We start from the raw sequence: 24,768 nt of genomic DNA, 5'->3' as shown, positions 1-24,768 counted from the left end.
GCCTTGGTATGCGATCGCGGACGATTTACCACAATACGACACTTGGCCAGGTTCTCATGCCAAAGTTCGCGAAACCAAGTAGCGATCGCTATCCAATGCTTTGTGGAGAATTGGCAGTATACTGCTGTGTTTTCAGTGGCAATAGAAAACGCAGCATAGAAAATTCCATGCTGCGCAAGAGATATCAAGCTTAAATCAGCGGTAATCTTGGCTTTGGATGTTTCGCAGGCGTGCCTCTGGGCGTTTAAAGCGATTTAGTTGAGCTTCAAAGAAGGCGCGATTTGCCTCTAGGTGTTTGGGATTGGGATCGTCTAGGGGATAGAGCAAAGCCGCTCGCAATGCTTGAATTACCGCCGAGGTTACGCAATACATCGATCGCTGGAAACTAATTCCTAGCTGAATCAGCATGTCATCCTCACCACGACAGTGTTTGGAATAGTATTCCACCAAATAGGGAGGCAGGAAATGTAACATATCTTGCATCAACAAAGTTGGGGGAATGCCAGCCGTACCGACTGGAAACACATCCGCATAGAGAATGCCAAAATGGAAATCTTTTTGATCTTGAGGAACTTGGTGAGTTTGAGCGTTGTAAGATTTTGTACCTCTAAATGGTGAGGTGCGATAAAACACTGCTTCCACATAGGGTAAAGCCGCTTCGTACAACCAAGTAAAGCCCTTGGATTTGGGGATAATCTCATAGACTTCACCGCGAATTGTCACTTCGTGATAGATGGGGCGACCCGCGATCGCAAAGATCCCATTCACCAAAAAATTCATCGCATCGGGGACACTGGCAATTTTGCCCTCATCATAGAGGTCGCTCATCTCAAAAAACACAGGAGCCATGATTTCCCAAAACAGTCCGAGATTTGCGTAGTAGGACATTTGACGGACTTGCTCTAAAAACATATCGGGGAAAAGTTTATAGAGACTCATCATCATGGGATTAAATTTGAAATATGCCCGAATCGCTTTATCAGCGTTCGCTTTATATTCTTCAGAATCTAAATAAGGATCGAAATTGCCGCCCATACCACGATGCCACAGCATTGCCCGCATGCATTCTTCGGCAAACTCCATATTGATGCGATCGTGCCAGAGATGATGAAAGATCTTTGGCATTTTCATGGTCTCGCCTTTTTCCATAAATGCAAGCAGTTCGGGATGGGCAGAGCCTATGCCGCGCCAGATTCTCAAGTCAGCTTCATCCCCTGCATAGTGATTTTGCCGATCTAAGTACTCTTTGGGTATGAAGTATTTAAAGAATGGCAGAGGATCGAGAAATACCTGCTCGGCGATGTAGAGCAAATCGCGCCAGTAGAAGTCCATAGGTACGGCATATGCTTTGTATAATCCGATAATCTGCATTAGATTTTCAGGAGTATCGGGAAGCATCGCTCCACCCGCTTCTAAACGGTGAATTATTTCGGCAAATTCATGCTGAGAAGGAGGTAATACAGGCTTTTTAATTTCTAAAGTTGCAGTTGTCATAGTTGATTTTAAATAGTTTAAATAGGTTGGTAAGCGGCAGTTAGGAATTACCCCTCCCTGCCCCTCCCCCTTGTAAGGGGAGGGAACAAGATTTCTGTAGAAATCTTAATTTGGAGCTACGAGATTTGGGCTTTGCAGAGCAATTTGGCGATCGCTGGCTTGATGTACGGAATCTACCAAACTAGCCACAAGAGAATTGGTTGTAGGTTCGCTCCAACGAAGCAACCAGCTTGGTTGAATGCCTAGAAAGAAGATCAAAGCGATCAAAATTAGAGCGGGTGTATGTTCCATTCGAGTCACCTTGGGATAGTAGGCAGTAGCATTGTCTAACTTGCCGAAACAGGTGCGATTTAGCAAAATCACAAAGTAAACCGCTGTCAGACCGCTGGCAATAATACAAAGCAGGGTCAGGATGGGGAAGACGCTAAAGCTACCTTGGAAAACCAAAAATTCGGCAACAAAGCCCACGAGACCGGGAATACCTGCGCTTGCCATACCACCGACAATCAATAACGTACTGGTTAAGGGCAGTCCGCGAATCGGATTGAGTAATCCATTCAAGGCATCTAGATCTCTCGTGCCAACTTTTTCCTCAATCACACCCACCAAATAGAAGAGAATTGCCAAGATCAAGCCGTGACTGACCATCTGACCGACACCACCAATTAAGCTCAACTTTGTACCTGCGGCACAGGCAACCAGCACGTAGCCCATATGCCCGATAGAACTATAGGCAACCATGCGCTTAATATCTTTCTGGGCGATCGCGGTTAAAGCCCCATAGAGAACGCTAACTGTGCCAATGATTCCTAAAGTTGGAGACAACTCAGCCCAAGCATCGGGCATTAATTGCAAACCAAAGCGTACCAATCCATAGGTTCCTAACTTTGCGAGAACCCCACCCAGTAGGATCGCCACCGAGGGAGAAGATTCTACATAAACATCAGGGAGCCAAGTATGAAGGGGGACTAGAGGCGTTTTGATGCCAAACCCCACCACCAAAATTGTCAGGAGAATCACCTGTGTTGGCAGAGGGATAGAGGCGATCGCTTGCAGATTGGCATTGTAATCAAAACTACCCGAACCGCTTACCCAAGCTAAACCAAAGAATCCTAGCAAAATCAGAATCCCAGAAATTGCCGTGAAAATTAGAAACTTCATGGCGGCATAGGTACGCTTTTCGCCACCCCAAATCGCAATCATCAGATAGAGAGGAATTAACTCCACCTCATAAAAGAGGATAAACAGTAAGAGGTTTTGCGCTACAAATGCGCCAGCTACAACGCTCGATACGACTAGGATTAAGGAATAATAAAGCTGCGATCGCTCGATATTCGGCTTACTGCTATAAATGACAATCCAAGATAAAAAGCTATTCAGTGCCAAGAGGGGCAGGGAAATCCCATCGACCCCAAGGCGATAGCTCAAGCCAATCTGCTCGATCCAAGGCAAATATTCTTCCATTTGTAAGCCCGAAACCGTAGGATCGAACTTAAAGAACAGAAATAAATTGATTGCAAGGGTTACAGAGGCGATCGCCAAGGCAGCAGTACGTGCAGCAGTGAACTTGGGATAAAGCCCTATCAATATCGCTCCAAATAAAGGAAGCCAAACCAGGAGACTAAGCATAGTTGGTTATTGAGTTAATTATTGTGATTAGAAGCTGTTAAAACTAAATAAAATAATTGCGGCAATCCCAATAATCACGGTAAATATATAGGCCTGTAATTGACCAAAAGTGCTATACCTGAGCGCCTCTCCACTCATGATTGTCAGGAGACCAAACAGATTTCCTAGACTGTCAAAAATGTATTTATCGATCCAATAGGCAATTTGGGAAATTAGTGCGACCGTGAAGATAATGGTTTGACGGTAGATCTTAGGTGTATAAAAATCATTTGCCAGTAAGTCTTGCAGCCATTTAATTGGGAACTGCACGGGCTTGGGAACAGAATTCCCTAGGTAAATTACACCACTGATGCCAGCACTTAAAATTGTCGACCAAGTTAAGAGCAAAGCCATATCTCTGTTCAAATCTGCCCAGATTGGCAATAGATTGAGAGATTGCAAAATTAGGGGTAAATGTAAAACAAATCCCAGTAGCGTCACCATCGGTACGATAATCGACCAATGCACCTCAGGCGATCGCTGCGCCATCTCCTTCGCCTTGCCACCAAAGATCAGACAAAACACCCTAGTCAAACTGAAAGCCGTAATTCCATTTACGACGAGGACAAAGACCACCAACCAAGGATACTCAGCCCACAGACCGTTGCAGAGTTTTAGCAATGCCCAAAATCCACCTAGAGGCGGTAAAGCCACCAATCCTGCCGCACCCGTGAGGAATGCCAAGCCTCCCATGGGACGACGCGACCATAGACCACCCATTTGGGTCAGATCCTGCGTGATGCTATTCCAGATCACCGTCCCCACTGACATATAGAGCAGTGCGATCGCCACCGCATAGACCAGCACTAAGAGGAGAGCGGCTTCAACTTGATGCGTTCCTACGGCGATAAATACCAAGCCCATGTAACTACTAACGGAATAGGAAAGGGCGCGTTTGGTATCGATCTGAGCCATGGCAATCAAAGCGCCACCCAAAGCTGTAATCGAGCCTACAACGATCGCCGCCGTCATGGCTGTGGGTGAAAGCGATAAAACTGGTTCAACCTTAATCAATATCCATGCTCCCGTAGGAACCACCACTGAGCTTCTTAAAATTGTGCTGGGGATAGGAGCTTCCATCGCTTCATCGAGCCAAAGATGCAGAGGGAATTGAGCGCATTTGCCCATGGGGCCAGCAATCAAAGCCAAACTCACTAAGGTAATTACATTGGGATCGATATTCGTATTCTTTGCCCAGACTGCTAACTCAGGGAAGTCCCATGTGCCTGCGATCGGAAGTAGTGCCACAACACCCATCAGTAAAACCAAATCTCCGACCCGCTTGGTTAAAAAAGCATCCCTCGCTCCCGTAACTACCAGGGACTGGTTGAACCACAAGCCCACCAGTAAATAGGTTCCTAAGGTCAGGATTTCTAGAATAATATAGGCAAAAAATAGAGAATCGCAGAGAACGAGCGCGCACATGCCTGCTTCAAACAGAGCCAGTAGCGCAAAGAATCTCGCCCAGCCCCAGTCCATCTCCATATAACCGATCGCGTACACTTGAGCCAAAAGATTTAATCCAGTAATTAAAACCGTTGCGCCGATGGTTAAAGAGGAAATATTAATGGGACAGGTGAGGTTCAGCCCTGCAACTTGCAGCCACTGAAACGACAACTCCAGTGGTGGTTGATTCCAACTTGCTTGAAGTGCGATCGCGCCATGTAGAAAGGCTAAGAGCGTCATAATCGCATTCACATATCCCGAAGGACGCGGTCCCGTCAGTCTGGTGATGGCTGGAAACCAAATTACTGAGGCGATCGCGCCAATCAATGCATAGCATGGAATTAACCAAGAACTCTCAAAGAGAATTTGGCTCATAGGTTTAAAAGTATTTAATCAATAGTATCTATACAGTTGAACCTATGATATCGAGAAAGATCATAGATTGCAATCGATTTTTCTGATGGAGATTATAGACTTTTGTCTATGATTAATTTCACAGAATTTTCTTCCTCATCCTCATGCTTGAAAGGGTTATGGCATGGACGTTCTATAGGCATAGCGAGGAGTTTTAGAGAGGCCATCGCCTGTTTCAATAGTTCGATAGACTTAAAGATGCCTCCCTACGAGGAGCGTTTTTAGCTTGTCAGCTCAAACAACAACCAGTTAGATCCACTGCAATATGCCTAGTTGAAGAGGAGAAAGCGAATATGAGTGTATTCTTTAATGCCTATTTTATTAAAACCCAAGAACCTGAAAGCAAGCTAAAAGAGAGGTTTTGGCGAGTGGATATTTTTCCTGAGTCAAAATGGGCTGTCTGCAATTTTGGCGATGACTATGAGGATGGCATGTTTGAGCCAGGAACCTACTTTACGCAAGAGATCTCCGAGCAATTTGGGGAAGCGATTTTTATTGGTGTCGATACCAGAAACGATCAACTCGACTACGAACATTCCAAAGCAGGCATCATCCTGCGAAAACTGTGTTGGTGTACGGACGGTTGTCAATCGACCTGGGGATGGGTAGAAGGAGAAAAAGAGGCATGGGAAGATGCGGCTATTTTTTCAGAGGAAAATTTTGCAAGGGCAAGAGAAATGGTTAAATATGGCGAACATCTTGAGCTATTGCCTGAGGAAGAATTTCTTGCGAAGGAAAAGGAACTGCGATCGATTTGGGATAATCGGCAATATATTCTTGGGGATACCTGGCCTTTAGGTGATGCAAGCTTTAATGGCGCCATAGAGGAGTACTTTGGCTTAAAAGTTCCCCCCAGATTTTGAGGGTGACGAAGAGAATCCGTAGGTTCAGCCGTCCTTTTTACAAATTTATGGAAATAGGCTTATGACTTCTCCAAAACGCTTTGACATGCAAACCTTTTTAGTTCGATTTGGCTGCGGCTTTCTCATTGGTGGACTTGCCGTTGGCTTTGGAACTATAGGTTTTTTTTCAGGATCGCTTTTGCCAGGATTTTTAATCGGTGGCATCATTTGTGGTTTGCTAGCTTGGCATTTAGGCGATCGCTTTTGGGAAAATTTTAGAAGTTGGATAGGGTGGCTATAAACCTAAATTTCAAAAACATAGGTTCAAAGACAGATTTTAGATAGATCTCAGAATTTAATCGTGCGACGGTGGGCAGCGACGGACTCGACGATACCGATCGCCATGAAATTGGCAATCATCGCCGACCGACCGTAACTCAGCCAAGGCAACGGAATGCCCGTCACAGGCGCAACACCAATATTCATGCCGATGTTGACAAAGGTTTGAAACAAAATAAACGAAAATACGCCAATTGCAATTAAGGATCCAAAGTTATCTTTGGCGCTCACCGCGATCGCCAATAGCCGCCAACAAATTCCTAGAAACGTAATCAGCACAAACATACAACCGATAAAGCCAAACTCTTCGCCGATCGCCGAGAAAATAAAATCGGTATGTTGCTCGGGAATGAAGTTGAGCTGCGTCTGCGTCCCCTTCATCAAACCCTGTCCCCAGAGCTTCCCTGCCCCGATCGCAATCCGCGACTGAATCAAGTGATAGCCGCCGCCTAAAGGATCTTGGCTAGGATCTAAAAACAGCAATAGCCTTTGCTTTTGATAATCGTGCAGCAGCCCCCAGAGAATATGCCCCACCTGTGCGGCAACCAAGTTCACGACCACAGCCACGATCGCACTGATTGTACGGATCCAAGGTAGAGAATACCAAGCCGTTACGCCCATCAATGCCACCCAACCAATCCACACAGGCACATAAACCGTAAAAATAATTGCCGAAATAATCGGCGACCCTAGCAGCACTAGCCAGCCCAAACTCGCACCCGCCCAGTACAACATGCCAATCGTAATTGCCGCAAATACGAGTGCTGTACCCAAATTTGGTTGCAAAAAGATCAAAATCCAAGGGGGAATCACTACCCACACCACTTTCAAAATATCCATAGGGTGCTGAATGGGGCGATTGTGCAGTACCGCTGCCAGTGAAATAATGACACCGACCTTAGCAAATTCGGAGGGCTGTAGATTAAAGCCACCAATACTCAGCCAGCGTTCTGCGCCCAGCGCCGATGTACCCACCAGCAACACTGCCATGAGAGAAAGGTTGGTAATGGCGTAGGTAATCCAATGTAGGCGCAGCAGTTGGTCGTAATGCGATCGCGCGATCGCCACCAGAATACCCAACCCAATGCCACCCATGACCCAATGTTGCCACCAGTTGGTCTGTTTGGCGTTAAAGTCAGCACTATAGATGGCAATACCACCCAAGATCGTCAAAAATATCGGAAAAAGTAACAGACCAAAATCGGCATCCCGCCACTCTCGCTTTAAGGTTTCTAGATCTGGAATTTGCCAACTATTTGCCAACATGGTATGTCGATCGCCCAACGAAATAACTGAGATGTGTAACTAATTATTAAGGCTACCATTTCTTTTAAGCGATGTGGGGATCGATCGATGCTTCCCAGAAGTCTCTACAATTGAAAGGAAAATTCTTCTAGAAAATTATCTGTATGAGTCAGACCTACACCGCAAAATTGCACCATCAAGGTCAAATTTACACGATCGCCGTACCTGAGTCCCAATCGATTTTAGACGCTGCCCACGAACAAGGCGTAGACCTACCCTGCTCCTGCTACGCAGGTGTCTGTACCACCTGTGCCGCGCAAGTACTTTCTGGCGAAGTCGATCAAAGTAAAGGAATGGGGATCGGTGGTATGGGTGAAGCTTTAGATGCCAAAGGGTATGTTTTGCTCTGCGTTTCCTACCCCAAATCAGATCTAGAAATTGTCACCGAAAAAGAAGAAGAAGTTTACGAAGTACGCTTTGGGCGAGGATCTTAACCGCCAATCTAGGGTTTTATGTCATTACGCTTAAGATTTCCCTCAGAAGGCTCTCCTCATCACCAAATATTTCAGCATGGACTGAGCTTTTTGGTGGGGCTTTGCCTGAGTATGCTCTGCATGACTGCCTGCTCGTCCTCAGCGCCAAGTCAGATTCGGATTGGGACGTACAATGTCGAGAATTTTGACGGGCAAGAGGGCGCAAAAGTTGAAACCCTCGCCAAAATCGTCGATCGCAATTTTGATGCAATTGGATTACAGGAGGTCAGTGCAATCGCTGCCGAAAAGCTCAAAACAGCCCTCAATAAGTCCCATCATTGGGAGTTTCTTTTGGGTGAGTCGGGCAACAAGCAAAGAATTGCCCTGTTTTACCGTAGCGATCTGATTACAGCCAACAAGGTAACGGAGTGGAATCGCGTAAATGTGACGGGAACCCTGCGATCGCCCCTAGTTGCCTATCTCAAAGTTGGCAATGGCTTTAATTTCACCATGGTGGTCGTGCATCAAAAGGGTAGTGGCGAGCAGGGCGCTGATGAGATTCGTCGGCAACAAAGCGATGTCATGCGAGCCGAAGTCGATGCCTACGAGCGCAATACCCAATCCGATCCCGATTTGGTGGTTTTGGGCGATTTTAACAGTCCCACTTGGGCAGCCCAAAATCGTGGCTTTAAAGATGGCCCCCTCCTATTTCTCACCCGCAGCCTTGAAACCGATGCTACCTATAACTGTCTCAAACGACATGGCACGCCTACCGATGCCAATGGTCGCCCCCGTTTCACAAATAAAGGGACTGGTTGTGTGATCGACCACATTGCCGTCTCTAAAGGCACTAAAGGCGCAGAAGCAGAGTATTTGCCCCAATCCATCCAAATCCTCGATCCCGTCAAAGATTTGGGCTTTGCTAGCGATCGCGACTATTTCCAAAAGGTTTCCGATCATCTCCCCGTCAGAGCCATATTTCGCTCGGACAAAAACGATGATTAGTCTTACAGGTCAGGTAATTTCAATAATCCAAATGTAGGCGCCATGGAATTAGATATACATTCTCAACTCAACCATCTTACAGGTCAGGTAATTTCAATAATCCAAATGTAGGGGTATCACCGCTCTAGCTACCCCAAGGGATCTGAAATTTATAGATCTTTTTTATTGTCTAAAATTGAGATTCAGTCAAGAATTTTGAACTAATAAAGGATACCCATGACGATCGCCCCCTTAAGCTGGCAAGAACTAGAAGCGCTCTCAGATTTTCAAGTCGATCCCGTCAATGGCCCCACCAATGCCCAAGCGCGGTTGCGTCTATTTGGTCATGCCGAATCTGACGTGCGGGTGATACTGTATCGCGACAACCATGCTTGGTGCCCCTACTGTCAGAAAATCTGGTTGTGGCTAGAAGAAAAGCAGATTCCCTATCGCATCGAGAAAGTCACTATGTTTTGCTATGGGGAAAAAGAGAGCTGGTACACGCGCAAAGTGCCATCGGGGATGCTCCCTGCGATCGAGCTAGACGGTCGCGTTATCAAGGAAAGCGATGATATTTTAATTGCCCTAGAACAGGTATTTGGCGTTTTGGGGCGCGGTATGGAAGACCCTACAGTGCTCCCCCTAAGACGGCTAGAGCGATTGCTATTTCGAGCATGGTGCTCTTGGCTTTGCCAACCAACCCGATCGCTCAAAGAAGAGCAACGCCATTGCGATCAATTTATCGGCGTGGTGGCGATGGTTGAGGATGCCCTAGGCAGTACCCCAAGTTCTTACTTTTTGGAAGAATTTGGGACTGCGGATGTCATCTTTACACCCTATGTCGAACGCATGAATGCCAGTCTTTACTACTACAAGGGCTATTCCCTCAGGGAAGAGAATCCTCGCTTAGCGGATTGGTTTGCAGCGATGGAAAGCCGATCCACCTATCGCGGCACGCAGAGCGATTTTCATACCCATGCCCACGATCTACCGCCCCAAATGGGAGGTTGTTGGGAAAATAGCGACCCCCAAACAAAACTCAATCAAGCAAGGGTTGATCGCGGGCCTTGGGATGGGTTGCCTGATGTGACTTACCCAGAGCCTGAAACCTCCCGCGCAGAGGCATTGCAACGAATGCTCAAGCATCGCACGAATATTATTCGCGTCAACCCCGCCGATGACAGCTTGGTTGGTGAAGCCCTACGTTGTGCCTTGACCCAGATGATGACAGGCGAAGTCTGCATGCCACCCAAAGGATCTGATGTTGCCCTGCGCTATTTACGCGATCGCATTAGCGTACCCCGTGACATGTCGATCTATGCCGCCAAACGCCTAAGGGAAGCCTTGGAAAAAACAGCCGCCTTGGTAGGTGACGATCAGGGCACTCCCATTCCCGTCAAACATCGGCGCGATCAAGACCCAGCAAACTTTGCGATAAACCGTTAGAATTCCCTTCTACATTGCCGTAAGGACTCGTGCTTAGGAATTCTCATGGGATTAGTTTGGCGTCAGAACTTCTGCGATCAGGCTTACGGCAGTGGTCAAACGCTGTTTGGGGGGAATTACGAGCAAATTTTTACCCGTATTCATAGCGTTTCGAGGTGCAGTCCAAGGTTCCAAGCAGTAAAAATCTTTGCCTTTCACTGTCCAAAACACCAAGGTGGAGAAATCTTGATTCCATTCTAGAGTCAGACGAACTTGCCGATCGCGATCGCTTACCGTGGAAACCTGAGCCGACAACTGCTCAAATGCAATATCAATCTCATCTTGATTGTAGTCAAAAGTTCCATCAAAGGCATAGGAAGTACGCGCCTTATCGAAATATTCCTTACTTGGAATCTCAACCTGTAGCTTCTCTTTATCTGTTGCGGCAAAATATGGATGGAACCCAACGGAGAATGGCATGGGTTTATCCGACAGATTCTCAAACTGCTGCTGAATTGTCAGCCTGTTACCTTGAAGGATGTAAGTAAAGATTACCTCAAACTCAAAGGGATATCCTTCGCGGGTCAGATCGCTACTCCGCAAACTGATACTGAGGCTAGCACCTGATTCTACAGACTGAGCTACCACCTGCCAAGGTAAATCTCTGGCAAAGCCATGTTGCTTGAGATTGTAGGTCTCTCCAGCATAGGTATAGGCATTGTCTGGCAAGTTCCCACAAATGGGAAACAGAATGGGATTGCCACCGCGCACGCTTAATTCGGGATGGGTATAGCGTTCCTCATCCATGTAGAAAACTTCCGTGGTGCGATCGCCTTGTGGAAGTTTCCAACTGGTAATAATACCTCCCCTTTCAGGCACAACTTCAACGGTCGTTTTTGCCTGTGTGTCGGAGAGAACATAGGTGAGATATTGTCTTTGTTCAGCGGTTACGGAAAACATGAGAAGACCTTTGGGAAGTATGAGCCGCATCATATCATGATGGGGATACCCTAAAATCGGCTCTATAATCCCTTCAAGAAATTCCGCAACAGATCTTTTCCAGAACTCGTTAAGATGCTCTCTGGATGGAACTGCACGCCCTGCACATGAGGATACTGGCGATGCCTTACGCCCATAATGATGTCATCCTCTGTCCAAGCCGTAATCTCTAGAACATCTGGGCAACTGGTGCGATCGATCACGAGACTGTGATAGCGCGTTGCTGTAAATGGATTGCTCAAGCCAGCCAGAACGCCTACCCCATTATGATAGATTTGCGAAGTTTTGCCATGCATCAGATAGGGAGCCGATACGACCTCCCCCCCAAAGATCAATCCCATACTTTGATGCCCCAAGCACACGCCTAAAATGGGTAACGTCGCACCCAATTTCTGAATGATATCTAAAGAGACCCCTGCTTCCTCAGGACGGCCGGGCCCCGGCGAAATCACAACGCCAGCGGGTTTCAGTTGCTCGACCTCAGCGATCGCAATTTCATCATTGCGCTTTACAACCACTTCACCCAAGTGCGGAAACTCAGGCAGCAACTCGCCCAGATATTGCACGAGGTTATAGGTAAATGAGTCGTAGTTATCAATTACAAGAATCATAGATTTCTCTCAAAACACACAAATCAATCAGCAAATTTGTTTAAATACGGTAAATGTCATCAAACTTTACGGGATGAAAATTCGTCTTGCACCAATGTAGTTGCCAATAGAAAAATCATGTTTTGGACAGATGCCTAGCTTTCGATACCTGAAGTTTTTCCCAAGCAGCTTCCAGTCCTACAGGAGGTGGCAGGGTTGCAATTTGAGCAAGGCGATCGCGATTTTGCTCCTCATAATACTGGCGTAGTTCTTCTGCTTCCTTGAGCACAATTTCGTATTCTGCTTCGACCTCAGCACGATGAGTTTCAATGTAGGAAAGAGCGCCATTGATTTGCGCGTCTGTGAGATCGAACAAAGACTGAATAAATTTTGTAGGATATCCAGCAGTTACATAGTCCATGATGTCGTAGATGGTAATGCGCGTTCCTGCGATCGTCTTGCCACGCTCTGTAAGGATGATTGCTGACTGCCCTTGGAGCGATATTGAAGGCATACCCTTAACCTCCTAAATATTGTGTATGAACTACTAAAAATGACTTAACTACAAAGGACTTAAACCGCTTTGCTGTAAGAGGTTAAAGGAATCCTTGAAAATCATCACCACGCCTAAGCCAAGCAAAAGTACCAGTCCACCTTGCATGACATTCTCTTGAATTTGATCGGGCAGGGGCTTGCCACCACGTAGTGCCTCAATCAGCAAAAATACCAACTGACCGCCATCCAGCGCAGGTAGGGGCAAAATATTGATAATGGCAAGATTGATGCTAATGATTGCCGTAAAGTCAAACAGACTAGAGGCATCGGACTTGACCAGCTCTGAACCGATCGCTACGATCGCGATCGGCCCCGATAGTTGTGAGGCAGTATTTTGGAAATTGGTTGCCAGTTGCTTGAGTCCTTGCACGGTCATCAGGGTTAAGCGTTCAAAGTCTTTTGCCGCAAAAGTGAGAGCCTCTCCAAGGTTACGAATTGGACGACGATAGGGCTTGCCCGTAAAGTCTAATCTCACACCAATTCGTCCGCTATTGTCTTCGCCTTGGGGCACAACCGTAATTTTGAGCGTCTTGCCGTCGCGATTGACATCCATGGCAACCGGCTTATTCGCACTTTGGGCGATCAGGCTTTGAAATTGCTCTAGGGTTGTGAGGCTGGTATCAAAGGTAATGCCATTTGCCGATCGCACGATATCTCCAGTCTGCAACCCCGCGATCGCAGCAGGTGCATCGGGATTTAAAATCTTGGCAACCCTTACCCCTGGCCGATCGACCGATCCCACACCGACGCTGATCACCATTAGCATCAAAACCAGATAGGCAAATACAAAGTTAGAAATGACACCCGCACTAATCACGATCGCCCGATCTAGGATTGGGCGATTTTTCATCAAATCTGGATCGTCCTCGGGGATTTTGCTGTCTTCGTCATTATCGGGAAACCCCACATAACCACCGAGGGGAATTGCCCTGAGCGCATATTCTGTCTGCTTACCTTGATACTTCCACAGCACTGGCCCGAAGCCAATCGAAAAACGGTTGACATGAATACCCTGTAAACGTGCTGCTAGAAAATGACCTAGCTCGTGTACCAATATCAAAACAGCTAAAACAGCGATCGCAGGCAGAAATGACATAACTAGGTTAAGTTTAGGTAATCTTAAAGCCCAATCATAACATTCTGCTAAAGCAAACGGCTCTATAGCCAGTTACCTACCAAAATAAACGAAGACCAATAATACGGATGTTTTAGGTTAATATCTCCACCCAATTTGGGCACTGGAATCTCGGAAAGGTTAGGAATTCCTATCACTTTTTTATCTTGAATACGAACCTTGCCCTCGATCAGCGAAATTTGTGCCTTTTGCATGGCGATCGCTTTACTCGTAGCCGTAGGATATTCGCTATAGAAGCTCAGCATCAGAGGCATCGTACCCGCATCGCTGACCGTCCATAGGGATGCCAGAACGCTCTTTACCCCAGATTGAGCCGCCATACCGCTGATACCAAGGTTATTGCCCACAGCAGTTTCGCAGGCGCTCAGCGTTAACAATTCCAACTGAGATTTACTGAACTTTAATTGAGGAATGTCATTGATGTACAGTCGTTCGTTCCAAAACTGAATGAATGCACCATCGATCGTATTACTGACAAACTTGCCATGGGTTGCCAGATGCACAATGCCATAGTTTTGCTTTTCTTGCTGCGACTGTAAGTTGCTCAGCGTAAACGTTTGATTTAGAAACGAACTTCCTTCCAAAACCTTAGAAATGTTGTTGACCTCAACCTCCACTCCCGGTAACGCCGAGAACCCCTGTACGGACTCCGTTAACCCCATCGCCAAGATATTATTCTTGCGGCGATCGCGCAACTTGAAATTCGCCAGTCCCATGGTCGGTACGGTAGCAAGGGCATATTTTTGCACGAGGAACTCTTTGCCATCATGGAGAGCTGCGATCGGAATTACCCTCAGCGGTCCATCCATCACGAAGATTAGGGTCTTAATTTTTGCCGCTTGTAAATCGTCGTCAATCGGTGAGATTATCCATTTATAAAGATTTTGAGCAGGGTCTAAATAGTCATTAGAACTAGCGTCGCGAAGGTCTTCCCTAAGCTTGTCAATAGTCGGCACGATCTCTGATTCTGCCACGCGCACAGTGCGATGAATCGGTTTGCCTGACGAAGGAATAACCAACAATTCAACCCGATCTGGGAAAATCGTAGGATAAACGAGAGCAGTAGCACTATCTGTGGCTTTGCTAGCTCGGAGCAGTTCTAGTTGTGCCACATTTAAACTCATGGGAATAGGATTGAGATTCCGATTTGTGTAAGATTTTAAATCTTCACTATAGGAGCTTTCTAGACTATAAAAAGCATCATCAAGTTGCCCCTTCTCAAAATATTTGCCAGCTTGTTGATGCATGAAAATCCCTGCTGGCACGCGATTATAGTAATTACTCAATACACAAGCAATTAAGCGCGTACATAAAACCGTATCTCCAGGTTCCGAAAAAATATTATCATGAAAATAGGGTGTTGCCTGTTGAGAACTGGAAGAAGAACTAGACGAAGTGGATTGAGCCAAAGCGATCGGTGCATTCATGGCTAAGGCTGAAACCAATCCCAGTCCAAATGTCCAACTAAATTTCCAATTAAGTTTCCAAGGAGAGCCTTGATACTGCGTTGCACGATTCATGATTTAGAATCCTCTATGTTTAGCTATTCTATGATTCTCGATCGATTAAGGGAGCATAAACCCATCTGTGAAGTTTCTGCTAGAAGGTAAATGTGGTACGGATCGTTCCAATAGTGACCGTATCGCTACCCGCCGAATGACCGTTATTAAACAAAAAGATGATTCCGGGAGTAATACTGATATTGTCATTGACCCGATAGCGATAAAACAATTCCACATGGGTTGTACTAGAAGGCTGACCACCTTTTACCGAAGCATCGCTAACTCCTCCTAGACCAATAGAGCCAGGGACATTGTTAAAGCCAGATAAGGTGCTACTGGTAATTTTTGGAGGTTGCCCTACATAAATTCCGCCCAAATTTCCACGACCAAACAAATCGGGGAAGTTAAGGTATACCATCCAGTTCGTGGTTTCTACAGTTCCAGAAGCACCAGGATCTTGAGCGCTTGATGTTGTATACCCACCCCAAGTTCCTAAGGTGACATAGGGGCTAATCCGCCAGTTTAAGGTCGCACCAAAGGCTTCCGTAGTGAATCGGGACAATCCTATAGCGAGCAAAGAATCACCGATATTCGTACGAAGATTACCATCGTTGGTATAGGAGTGCAGGTAATAGAGCGTGGTGTCAACTGTTTCGGCTGGGGTAAGAGCCAGTTGCACGCCAAGCGTGTAGGGACCACCAAACAAGCCAGCGCCTAATGTATTTGGTGTTGGCGAGGCTGCATCGCTTGCTGAGTAAACTGCTTGCAAACTGACGCGATCGCCTAGTTGCCAATCAAAGCCTATGCCCGCCCTACCCCCACCTAAAGCGAGAATCGGGTTCCGTTGTGCGAATGCGGAAATAGGCCCGCGTCCGATGCTTTCCACTCGATTGGGGCCTCGGAAGACATTGATCGGATTGACACCCTCAGCACCCACGATCGCCACGAAATTATCCCCAATCATAAAGCGATAGGATAGATCGCTCAAGACAACCGAACCCGTTGTATTTGTTTCATAACCTAGACGGGTGAAGTTATTGCTAAATAATGAGGTCGAAGAAGTGGAACCTGTGTCGAGATTTCCCACCTGCAAACCCGTGAGCAATATACTGCGATTGTAAAAGTCAAGCTGCGTCACAAGGTTGAGCTGGACATTGTATCCGAAGGTAACGTTTTTCCCATTATCAGCTTCTAAGAGCGTGCGCACCCCATTCCTAGGGGATAGATCGGGTGTATTACCCGTTCGTCCTTGAATGCCAAAAACCGCTTGTCCGTACAGTTTAGTCGTGGTCGAAAACTGTTGCGACTCTAGCTTGGTCGTTTTCGCTTCTAAGGCATCCACACGCCCTCTGAGCGTGGCTAATTCGGCAGCAAATTCCTCTTGGAGTTTTTGCACGGCGGCGAGATCTTCTTTGCTGACCTTATCGGCTAGACCTGCGGAAATAATTTCATTGATTTTGTCCAAACAGGCATTTAAACCAGCGGCAAACTCATAACGGGTCATGGCGCGTTGACCGCGATAGGTGAGATCGGGATAGCCTGCAATACATCCATAGCGTTCGACCAGAGACTGCAAAGCTGTAAATGCCCAATCTGTGGGGCGAACATCTGACAATTGAGAAACGGAAGTGACTTGGGCTTTGCGGATGGGTTTGGGTGAGAGGTCGTTAATCTGCTGAAGCGTTGGATTGCGATCGCTTTGTGGAATCTTAGAATTCGATGACAGATCGTTAGATCTAGCAGTTGTTTGCGAATCTACGATCGCTGGATTCTTAACCTGTAGGAGTGGGTCGGTCGGAACGATCGCGGAAGGAGTTGCTACCTGCGATTTTGAACTCTCTGGTAATTTTTGCTCGGCTAACTTTGGATTTGCCAACTTTGGATCGGCGATCGCATTCGTTGGTAATGACTCTGGTAATGCCGTTACCCGATTCGTCGTTGCTGTGATTTCTGTGTTAGCTTCTGCGAATGCCTCAGCCTTCCGAGCGCCAAACAACTCACCAGTATAAAAACCACCTGCATAAATGCCGCAGATCAAAGCAAAGATTAGGCGATACTGCGATTCCCGATGGAATGTGTTTCTGGACAGTAAGTTTCGCTGAGTCGCCCGAAGTAACAATAAATTCACAACTACACCTCCTCATAAACTAGCTTACATAACTATCTATTTACAGATATCTAAACGTTTCTGCTTAACTTTTACATGCTAATAGGTACAAGCCAACGATATCTTACAAGCTATCTAGAGACCATTTACAACCAAGCTCATAAACTTAATTATTGATTTCGGGTGGCAGTAAAGATCAAGCCAACTTCACGAATTTTAATATTCATAATCAAAAAATAGAATAAGCCAATCCTCGTATTTAATTTGTATATACATAAACATTTAGACATTTTAGCCCTATATAAATCTACGATCAAAATCAACAAGAATAAATCATAAGATCCTTATATAACAAGGAATTAAGGCTCAAAAATATGATAACTTTTGCAAGAATGATTCGTTAAAATATATAAAATTTGAATCTCAATATTTAGCTAGCCATATAACAAATGTTTAGATTGCAAGTTATAGATTCTATAGGCAAGCCTTTAAACACATAAAATTCTCATTTAATTTATATACCGCATGGGTTCCGCGATCGCAAAGTAAGATAGTGCATAACAAGGAACTCAAAGATATCGCTACCAAAGGTATTGTGGCGAATGAGATATAGTCGTGCATTCCAAAAAATAGAGGCAGTGTAAACCAAGCAAAAGTCTATGTAGATGCTTTATTTCGGACTACCGTTCGCAACAAAATTGTAGAGGTAATTGCGAAGCTCGGAATTGCAGTACCAACCACCGAGTAATCTACTAACCAAGCGATCGCAGAGTTATTTGCTAATCTTGCCTAACACAATTCCAATCGCATTGTGCGTGATTCCCGAATATTATGCCTAAAATGCTTCAAGCTCCTCAATTCAAGTTCATCGAGATTGGCAAAGTCTTTTGCTTTTAGTTTGCTGACAGTATCTTCAGCCCACAAATAGCCCTCCTCTCTTGGGGTTTTGGTTACAGGTTACTCTAAACAGTGATTGTTAGATTGGTGACTCGACAAGGGTTTATAGAACTTTTACTGGTTCGCGTACTGACTCAAGAAAATGGATTAGCTCTTGAATAACTGGCGCACTTTGCAAAATCTCAAGATTTTCATTAGCAAGGCGATCGATCGCTTCCGATTTGTCTCGAACTACTTCTGAACGGGAAATCAAATGCTCTAATACTTTACGCGGTTGCGTAACTGCGCGATCGAGTTCATCTTGAGATGGGCTATATCCAAGCAGTCTTGATAGTAAATGGATATCTTGAAAAAAGATTGATTCCATTTCTGGAACAAAAAGGAATACCTTAACTGGCGTATTAACAGAAACACTTTCTACGATCTCTGCAATATCTTTGGAATACTGTTGATTTAATTCGGGTATTGTTGAATCTGCATCAACAACGATAAAAACTGGAACTTGTCTAAGTACAACCAAAGAACGCGCAAGCGACTTCACAGAAGATATCCCAGTAGTAGAAACAACTTCTACTTGATTAAGCGATCGCTTAGGCAGGATGGTTTTAAGTAGTTGTTTACCATAAACACTATCACAGATAACATATGCAATCATGGAATATTCCTCGCAATAATGTTGTAATCAGATAGTCCGTATTCTATACATACACGATATTTCAAGGCTAATAGTTCGCAAATTTTTTCGTTTTCCAATCCATACTTGATCTCGTCTCCATCCCATAGCAAAATTGCTTGCGGTGATAAAAAGCGTGAAAGATTTCGAGCTGGATCTGTAAAACCAGTTCGGCTAAAAACTAGTCCAACTGCTGTTGCGGGACGACGCAAAAGTTGATTACGAAGCTTTGCGATTGGAGCGATATTGACTTTTGTATTGTCTGAAAAGTCTTTGCTCTCAACTAAACAAGAAATTCCATTAGAGTGAATTGCGCCATCAATTTGCTCGACTTCTTCGTCAAATAGTCGCACGCTGTAAGGAAATCTCACCTCAGCCCCGTCCAATTGAAACGCACGTAAAACTAGATATTCAAAAGCTTTACCTGATTCCCAATCTGGAGTATTGCGATTTTCAATATCATCCCACAGCGATCGCAACCCATCCCATTGCAGCGATTTGATCTTAATTTCGTATTCTGCTGGTGTTGCCAATTCTCCTCCCTAAGGCAATTCTACCGAGGTGGGTTTAGAGATGTGCGGTAAGCCCCAACCGAGTTTTTCGCGTAAAACCTGGAAAAACTCACCGTGATGCGATCGGATTAATCTGGCGGGATAGGGCGATCGCTCGATTTTGATGTGATAGTCAGGGTAAACATAACAACCTGCATTGCCATCCACCACCAGCACCAAACGATGCTGATTGGCAGGATAAACCATCACCGTTTCAGTATTGGCAAACACCAGCGCTCGAGATGCCATGGAATGCGGGCAGATCGGCACGAGTTGAAATACAGGAATCCCCGGCTCGATCACGGGGCCACCCGCAGATAGAGCGTAAGCCGTCGAGCCTGTTGGTGTTGAGATAATCACTCCATCCGCTGCAATATCTACCGGGGAATGTCTGCCAATTTTGACCTCAAAATGACACATACTCGTGAGGGGTTCGCGGTGTAAGACCATCTCATTTAAAGACAGTGCCTCCCACAGTAGACCTTCGCGATCGTAAACGCGGACAGCCATCATCGATCGCTGCTCGACCACATATCTGCCTTCGACGATCTGGCTGAGAGTTTCTTCCCAGTGGGTCAAATAGGTATCGGTCAAGAAACCCATATGTCCCGTATTAATGGCTAACAGGGGCAACCCACAGGGAGCAATTTGCCGACAGGCGGATAGAACTGTGCCATCGCCACCCAACGCCACCACAAAAGCCATGCTGCGATCGAAGCCATGGGGAACTAAACTGTCGATCGGGGTATGACAAACGGGACTGTCAGGCTTGGCATAGCCCAAAATGCCACCACTACCCGTTGCTAAGACAGTTTGCCAGCCGTGCTTATCAAACCAAGTCTGCATTTCCAGTGCTACCCTCTGGGCAGTGGGTTTTGCATCGTTAAAAATAATGCCTACTTTTGGCACGGTTACAAACCACCTAAACGATTAGAAAATATGTAATGTTTGGTCATTATAGATCTCTAATTACCTGAAAGCTGCGGCTAAATGTTCGTACTCCCAAGCTTCATTATAAACTTGCGCCGAAACTCTCACCCACAGGCGATCGCCAAAGGGAATAATTGGCACTTCGATCTGGTGTTTCACTAAAATTTCGTCATGGAGCTTTTGGTAGTCGCTGACAGCGTACTTGGATGCAACCTGCTGTGGGAGAGGGATCGTAGCCATTGCGCCAAGCATAAACTCAGGTGCGGGGAGGGTTTGTTGCCATGTTGTGGCTAACATTTGTGCTGCCCATAAAACTAATTTGTGATTGTGCTCTCTGACGCGATCGCTGCCTAAATGTTGGTGAAAAGCGATCGCATCGGTAACGGTCAACCAAGCACTGGGGTCGCGCGTCCCCGTCCAGTCAAATTCGGCTAGAAACCCGCCATCAAAGCCGTGGGAAATCACATTGGGGTGTAAGTCGGCTTGGCGTTCGGGCTTGGCATACAAAAAGCCACAGCCTTTATTGGCACAAAGCCATTTATGGCAATTCCCCGCATACCAGTCAGCATCGAGTTCGACTAGGTTGAGGGGGAGCGTACCGGGGGCGTGCGCACCATCAACCAGCACGGGAATATTCTGTGCCTGTGCCAGCTTGACCAATGCTGCTATGGGGAAAATCAGGGCAGTGGGTGATGTGATATGGTCAAGCACCAAAAGTTTTACGTTGGGATTGACCTTGGGATCTAAAGCCTGCGCGATCGCTTCGATAACTTCTTGCTCGCTGTGAATCGGAAAGGGAACCTTGGCTTCGACGATCTCGACTCCCGTGCGGTGGCTAACATAAGTCAGGGTTTTACGCACGGCGGCGTAGCCGTGACTGGTAACCACAATTCGATCTTGGGGCGAAAAATCTAGCGATCGCACGACAGCATTAACACCTGCGGTGGCATTGTCCACAAAGACTAAATCTTCGCCTTTAGCACCGACAAATTGGGCGAGTTCGTTGGCAGCCGCGCGAATATGGGTTGCGAGTTCTTGCATAAATTGCAAAGGTTGCGATTCCAGTTTCTGCCGCCATGCATTCTGCGCTTCCATCACGACCTTGGGTGTTGCCCCAAACGCACCATGATTGAGAAAAATACAGTTTCGATCTAATAACCACTGCGATCGCACTTCCCTGCCAAAGTTCATAGTTGATTTATGCTTGAGGTAATATCTTTGCTGAGAAAGTTAACATGGAACTGCCAGAGCTTTTAACCTTTCGCGATCCAAAACTCTTAAATATGGCGCTTACCCATAGCTCCTATGCTAACGAGAATCCGATGGAATCTCAAGATAACGAACGCTTAGAGTTTTTGGGAGATGCGATTTTAAATTTTCTAAGTGGTGACTATCTCTATGCCCGTTACCCAACCATGACCGAGGCAGAACTTACCAAACGTCGGATTACGCTAACCGATGAGAAGCAGCTAGCCCAGTTTGCCCTGAGATTAGGTTTAGACAGCAAAATCAGGTTTGGGAAAGGTGCGGAAAAAGAAAGAGAAGCGCTCAATGCGAACCTCCTGAGTAGTACCTTTGAGGCAGTAGTGGGAGCCTATTATTTAGATCGCGATGCCAAGATTGATGCGGTTAGACCCCTTGTGAATCAATTGTTTAACTTTGTTTCTGAAGATATTATTAGTACTCGTTCCGATCTGAATGCCAAGAATCGATTTCAAGAATGGGTACAGGCAAATCTCGGACATACCTTCCCAAATTATGTGGTAGAGAAAGTGGGAGGTGTAGATCACGCGCCGCAGTTTGTGGCAAAAGTTTATGTGGGCGATCGCCTCTTTGGTGAAAGTGCCGAACCCTGTCGCAGTAAAAAGGAAGCTGAGAAACAAGCGGCAATGGATGCGATCGCAAGGTTAGGTTAGTTGTTGCGTCTATTTTTTCAAAACATCTCACAAGGGTTTGCTATCAATTTCCACCTCGAATTGACGTTATGGTAATGGAATACTCAGATCGTTTACCCCATAGGATTTGCCATGCTCACCGTAATTTTGCTTGTCTTTTCCAATATATTCATGACGCTTGCGTGGTACGGGCATCTCAAGTTTCTCCAAAACCAATCCATTTTTGTCGTGATTTTGGCGAGTTGGGGAATTGCTTTTTTTGAATATTGCTTTCAAGTGCCAGCCAATCGCATTGGCTATGGCGAGTTTACCGCCACCCAGTTAAAAATCATCCAAGAAGCGATTTCGATTTTGGCTTTTGTTGTCTTTTTTGCCGTGATGGTTTTAGGGGAGAGCTTAAAATGGAACCATATTGTTGCCTTTGCCCTGATGCTTATCGCTGTTTTCTTTGCGGTGGGGGTCAAATAATTTTGCTGTTGGGATGTCTCTTGATAGTTAACGAGAATTCGATGGGGATAAAGCGGCGATCGCTTTCAAGCTTGACGTAGTTGGTTAGAATAACATCAGATTCGTAAGGTGCTGGTCAATGACAACAAGGATCTTTCTGGCAAGACAAGAAGAGCAGAAAAAGTTTCGAGAAGTATTGCGATCGCTGCAACCAAATCGATGGTTCTCGAAGAACTTGCCAACCGTAGCAAAACTTTTACCTGCGAGAAAAGAAGTGGTGAATGCATCGCCCCATATTTTCCTGCTTTATGGGGAAGGCGGAATGGGTAAGACAAGCCTTGGGCGGCGATTTTACGAACTAGCTGGGGAAGAGTTTCCCAATAGCTTTCGGGTGTTGCGGTTAGATTGGGAAGAGGCAAAGAATGAGTTTCCCTCGCTGAATGTTGGGCATGAGGCAATTCGTCCTGAGTCAGTGTTAGAGGCGATCTATCTGGCTGTAAGTAAGGGGCGCGAGCGAGATTTTGAGAAATATCGGCAGGTGGGGAAGACGCTGAAGCAAATTGAAGAAAAGGTAGATAAGGAACTACAAGCTAGACAGGGAGAGGGGGCGGAATATGCGCCGATTTTGAAAAAGGGTTTGAGTTGGTCGTTGGGAGCTTTGCGGAAACTGCCTCACGCAGAGTCGATTCTGGGGGCGGGAGATGGCAAGGTGGATGAGGCGATCGCGGATGGAGCAGTAAATGCTTTGGTGGGGTTGATGAAAAAGCGGTTGACTTTGGAAGAACGTAGGATTTTTGCAACACCGCATCGACAATTGGCTGAGGCTTTGGGGCATGGTTTGCAAGCAATGGCGGAACAGAAGCCTTTGGTGCTTTTGCTGGATACCTATGAGATTGTCGATCGCCTTGAGTGCGATCGCGTGTTGCGGATGGTAATTAAGGCGGCAGGTCGGCAGGTGGTGTGGGCGATCGCAGGTCGGGCAAATCTGGCAGATAGCTTTCGGTTATCGCAGGATTATTTTCGTGGCTATCGGGATGAGTTTTCCGAAAATCTCTATGTTTACCCGATGAGCGAGTTTAGTCGGGAGCAGGTGAGTGAATATTTCGCGCATCCTGAGATCGATGTGCCTTTGAGTGATGATGAGGCGGAGTCAGTCAAGCAGTTTAGTTTGGGCATTCCCTTTGTGGTGCAGCAAATTGCGGCGATGCGTCAACAGGGGATCGATCTGGTAACGATTCTCAGCACGCCATCTAACGATCGCGAGGATGAGTCGCCCCGTGAGGCAGTGGTGAGAGCAACGAGCGATCGCTTTTTGCGGTATTGCTTGGACGATCGCGACAAAAAAGCGGCGTATGCGATGGCGATGATGCGCCGTCCTGATAACGACCTATTAAAGGCGATGCTGGGGGTGACTGACCTTGAGCCAGAGATGCGATCGCTGAAGGCAAGGCACTCGTTTGTGTTGTTGGAGGGTAAGGGCATTAGGTTACATGACAAGCTAGAGAGCTTTTTGCAAGATTATCTGCGTTGTGGGTTGGCAGGACAGTCACCCATGGTGCGGGAGTTGAGCGATCGGGCTGTGACTTATTTGGAACCGCGTTTGAGCGAATGGACAAAGGAGCCTACGGATACGGCAGATTATTTCGAGTCGGAACGGATTGCGAATGGATTGTTGGATTTGGTGCAGCATAAATTTTGGCAAGATGTGGAGGTTGGTTGGCGCTATGCTGTGCCGCGTTTTGTGGAGAGTTGGCAATATAACCGCGATTGGCAAAAGCAACTTTTGGGAGTTATTGAGGCTTTTCAAGTGCGGTTTGATAGGGATAGTAAAAAGCGTTTGCAGATCTTTGCTAAAGATTTGGGTTACTCCTCGTTCGATCCTGATAGTCGGAAGGAGTTGCTGGATGAGTTGGAGAAATTGGCTAAACGGGGCTGGTTTGACTGCGATCGTAAAACTGAACGTATGTTAATTCTCTCAATCCAACGTGGGCGATTACTTGATGAACTGGAACACTATTCAGAATGTCTTCAGATATATCTTGAAGCAGAAAAGCAACTTCCTGAAACTGCACTACATTTACGGAAAAATTTAGCAGAAGAATTTAGGTAATTGCTCAACCTAGGTAAATTGACAAAAGCAGCAAAGCTGATAAAGTA

22 protein-coding genes are annotated in these 24,768 nt (G+C 46.2%); 8 read left to right on the top strand and 14 right to left on the bottom strand.

Features of this window, described 5'->3' with window-relative positions; all coding sequences use genetic code 11:
- Positions 1-195: 195 nt before the first annotated feature.
- From V2H45_RS12700 to V2H45_RS12690, 3 genes are all read right to left on the bottom strand, one after another.
- On the bottom strand, positions 196-1,494 hold the full coding sequence (locus V2H45_RS12700; protein WP_330484032.1) for a CO2 hydration protein: 1,299 nt from the start codon (positions 1,492-1,494) through the stop codon (positions 196-198).
- A gap of 105 nt (positions 1,495-1,599) precedes the next feature.
- Positions 1,600-3,123, bottom strand: coding sequence for an NADH-quinone oxidoreductase subunit M (locus V2H45_RS12695; protein WP_330484031.1), 1,524 nt, complete (start codon positions 3,121-3,123; stop codon positions 1,600-1,602).
- Between the two features lie 27 nt (positions 3,124-3,150).
- On the bottom strand, positions 3,151-4,983 hold the full coding sequence (locus V2H45_RS12690; protein ID WP_330484030.1) for an NAD(P)H-quinone oxidoreductase subunit F: 1,833 nt from the start codon (positions 4,981-4,983) through the stop codon (positions 3,151-3,153).
- A gap of 332 nt (positions 4,984-5,315) precedes the next feature.
- Here V2H45_RS12690 and V2H45_RS12685 point away from each other — a divergent pair, with 332 nt between their 5' ends.
- Both V2H45_RS12685 and V2H45_RS12680 read left to right on the top strand, forming a co-directional pair.
- Positions 5,316-5,885 carry a hypothetical protein gene (locus V2H45_RS12685; RefSeq protein WP_330484029.1) on the top strand — a complete coding sequence of 190 codons (570 nt, stop codon included), beginning with the start codon at positions 5,316-5,318 and terminating at the stop codon, positions 5,883-5,885.
- Positions 5,886-5,946: 61 nt separating this feature from the next.
- Entirely contained in the window at positions 5,947-6,165 is a 219-nt protein-coding gene (locus V2H45_RS12680) for a hypothetical protein (protein ID WP_330484028.1), read from the top strand.
- 47 nt (positions 6,166-6,212) lie between these two features.
- Here V2H45_RS12680 and rodA read toward each other — a convergent pair whose 3' ends face one another.
- The gene (gene rodA, locus V2H45_RS12675; protein ID WP_330484027.1) at positions 6,213-7,469 is read right to left on the bottom strand and encodes a rod shape-determining protein RodA; all 1,257 of its coding nucleotides are present in this window, start codon (positions 7,467-7,469) and stop codon (positions 6,213-6,215) included.
- 143 nt (positions 7,470-7,612) lie between these two features.
- On the opposite strand from rodA, the gene V2H45_RS12670 reads away from it, so the two are divergent.
- The 3 genes from V2H45_RS12670 (at position 7,613) to V2H45_RS12660 (ending at position 10,351) form a co-directional block, all read left to right on the top strand.
- Positions 7,613-7,942 (top strand): 2Fe-2S iron-sulfur cluster-binding protein, encoded by a 330-nt coding sequence (locus V2H45_RS12670; protein ID WP_330484026.1) that lies wholly within the window; start codon positions 7,613-7,615, stop codon positions 7,940-7,942.
- Positions 7,943-7,960: 18 nt separating this feature from the next.
- Positions 7,961-8,926, top strand: a complete 966-nt coding sequence (locus V2H45_RS12665) for an endonuclease/exonuclease/phosphatase family protein (RefSeq protein ID WP_330484025.1) — start codon at positions 7,961-7,963, stop codon at positions 8,924-8,926.
- 216 nt (positions 8,927-9,142) lie between these two features.
- Positions 9,143-10,351 carry a glutathione S-transferase family protein gene (locus V2H45_RS12660; RefSeq protein ID WP_330484024.1) on the top strand — a complete coding sequence of 403 codons (1,209 nt, stop codon included), beginning with the start codon at positions 9,143-9,145 and terminating at the stop codon, positions 10,349-10,351.
- A 51-nt stretch (positions 10,352-10,402) separates the two neighbouring features.
- On the opposite strand, the gene V2H45_RS12655 is transcribed toward V2H45_RS12660, so the two are convergent.
- The 10 genes from V2H45_RS12655 to V2H45_RS12610 all read right to left on the bottom strand — a co-directional run bounded on the left by V2H45_RS12655 (position 10,403) and on the right by V2H45_RS12610 (position 21,460).
- A complete protein-coding gene (locus tag V2H45_RS12655; RefSeq protein WP_330484023.1) occupies positions 10,403-11,290 on the bottom strand; it encodes an aldose epimerase family protein in 888 nt (295 codons plus the stop codon).
- Between the two features lie 62 nt (positions 11,291-11,352).
- Entirely contained in the window at positions 11,353-11,940 is a 588-nt protein-coding gene (locus V2H45_RS12650) for an anthranilate synthase component II (protein WP_330484022.1), read from the bottom strand.
- 115 nt (positions 11,941-12,055) lie between these two features.
- On the bottom strand, positions 12,056-12,433 hold the full coding sequence (locus V2H45_RS12645; protein ID WP_330484021.1) for a DUF433 domain-containing protein: 378 nt from the start codon (positions 12,431-12,433) through the stop codon (positions 12,056-12,058).
- Positions 12,434-12,481: 48 nt separating this feature from the next.
- Positions 12,482-13,570, bottom strand: coding sequence for an RIP metalloprotease RseP (gene rseP, locus V2H45_RS12640; protein ID WP_330484020.1), 1,089 nt, complete (start codon positions 13,568-13,570; stop codon positions 12,482-12,484).
- A 62-nt stretch (positions 13,571-13,632) separates the two neighbouring features.
- Complete coding sequence (locus V2H45_RS12635) at positions 13,633-15,129, bottom strand: CHAT domain-containing protein (RefSeq protein WP_330484019.1); 1,497 nt, start codon at positions 15,127-15,129, stop codon at positions 13,633-13,635.
- 79 nt (positions 15,130-15,208) lie between these two features.
- Positions 15,209-17,239 (bottom strand): iron uptake porin, encoded by a 2,031-nt coding sequence (locus V2H45_RS12630; RefSeq protein ID WP_330484018.1) that lies wholly within the window; start codon positions 17,237-17,239, stop codon positions 15,209-15,211.
- A gap of 979 nt (positions 17,240-18,218) precedes the next feature.
- Entirely contained in the window at positions 18,219-18,770 is a 552-nt protein-coding gene (locus V2H45_RS12625; protein ID WP_330484017.1) for a hypothetical protein, read from the bottom strand.
- Positions 18,767-19,321: a restriction endonuclease gene (locus V2H45_RS12620; protein WP_330484016.1), complete on the bottom strand. Its 555-nt coding sequence runs from the start codon at positions 19,319-19,321 to the stop codon at positions 18,767-18,769. Before V2H45_RS12620 ends, V2H45_RS12625 begins: the two co-directional genes overlap by 4 nt.
- Positions 19,322-19,330: 9 nt before the next feature.
- Complete coding sequence (locus V2H45_RS12615) at positions 19,331-20,248, bottom strand: NAD(+) kinase (RefSeq protein ID WP_330484015.1); 918 nt, start codon at positions 20,246-20,248, stop codon at positions 19,331-19,333.
- Between the two features lie 60 nt (positions 20,249-20,308).
- Positions 20,309-21,460 carry an aminotransferase class V-fold PLP-dependent enzyme gene (locus V2H45_RS12610; protein WP_330484014.1) on the bottom strand — a complete coding sequence of 384 codons (1,152 nt, stop codon included), beginning with the start codon at positions 21,458-21,460 and terminating at the stop codon, positions 20,309-20,311.
- A gap of 50 nt (positions 21,461-21,510) precedes the next feature.
- Here V2H45_RS12610 and rnc point away from each other — a divergent pair, with 50 nt between their 5' ends.
- The 3 genes from rnc to V2H45_RS12595 all read left to right on the top strand — a co-directional run bounded on the left by rnc (position 21,511) and on the right by V2H45_RS12595 (position 24,721).
- Complete coding sequence (rnc, locus tag V2H45_RS12605; RefSeq protein WP_408648776.1) at positions 21,511-22,185, top strand: ribonuclease III; 675 nt, start codon at positions 21,511-21,513, stop codon at positions 22,183-22,185.
- Between the two features lie 111 nt (positions 22,186-22,296).
- The gene (locus tag V2H45_RS12600) at positions 22,297-22,632 is read left to right on the top strand and encodes a DMT family protein (RefSeq protein WP_330484012.1); all 336 of its coding nucleotides are present in this window, start codon (positions 22,297-22,299) and stop codon (positions 22,630-22,632) included.
- A gap of 118 nt (positions 22,633-22,750) precedes the next feature.
- Positions 22,751-24,721: a hypothetical protein gene (locus V2H45_RS12595; protein ID WP_330484011.1), complete on the top strand. Its 1,971-nt coding sequence runs from the start codon at positions 22,751-22,753 to the stop codon at positions 24,719-24,721.
- The last annotated feature ends 47 nt before the right edge of the window (positions 24,722-24,768 follow it).

The organism is Tumidithrix elongata BACA0141, assembly GCF_036349135.1.
Taxonomy (GTDB): Bacteria; Cyanobacteriota; Cyanobacteriia; order Pseudanabaenales; family Pseudanabaenaceae; genus Tumidithrix; species Tumidithrix elongata.
This window is presented reverse-complemented; position numbering and strand designations above follow the sequence as displayed.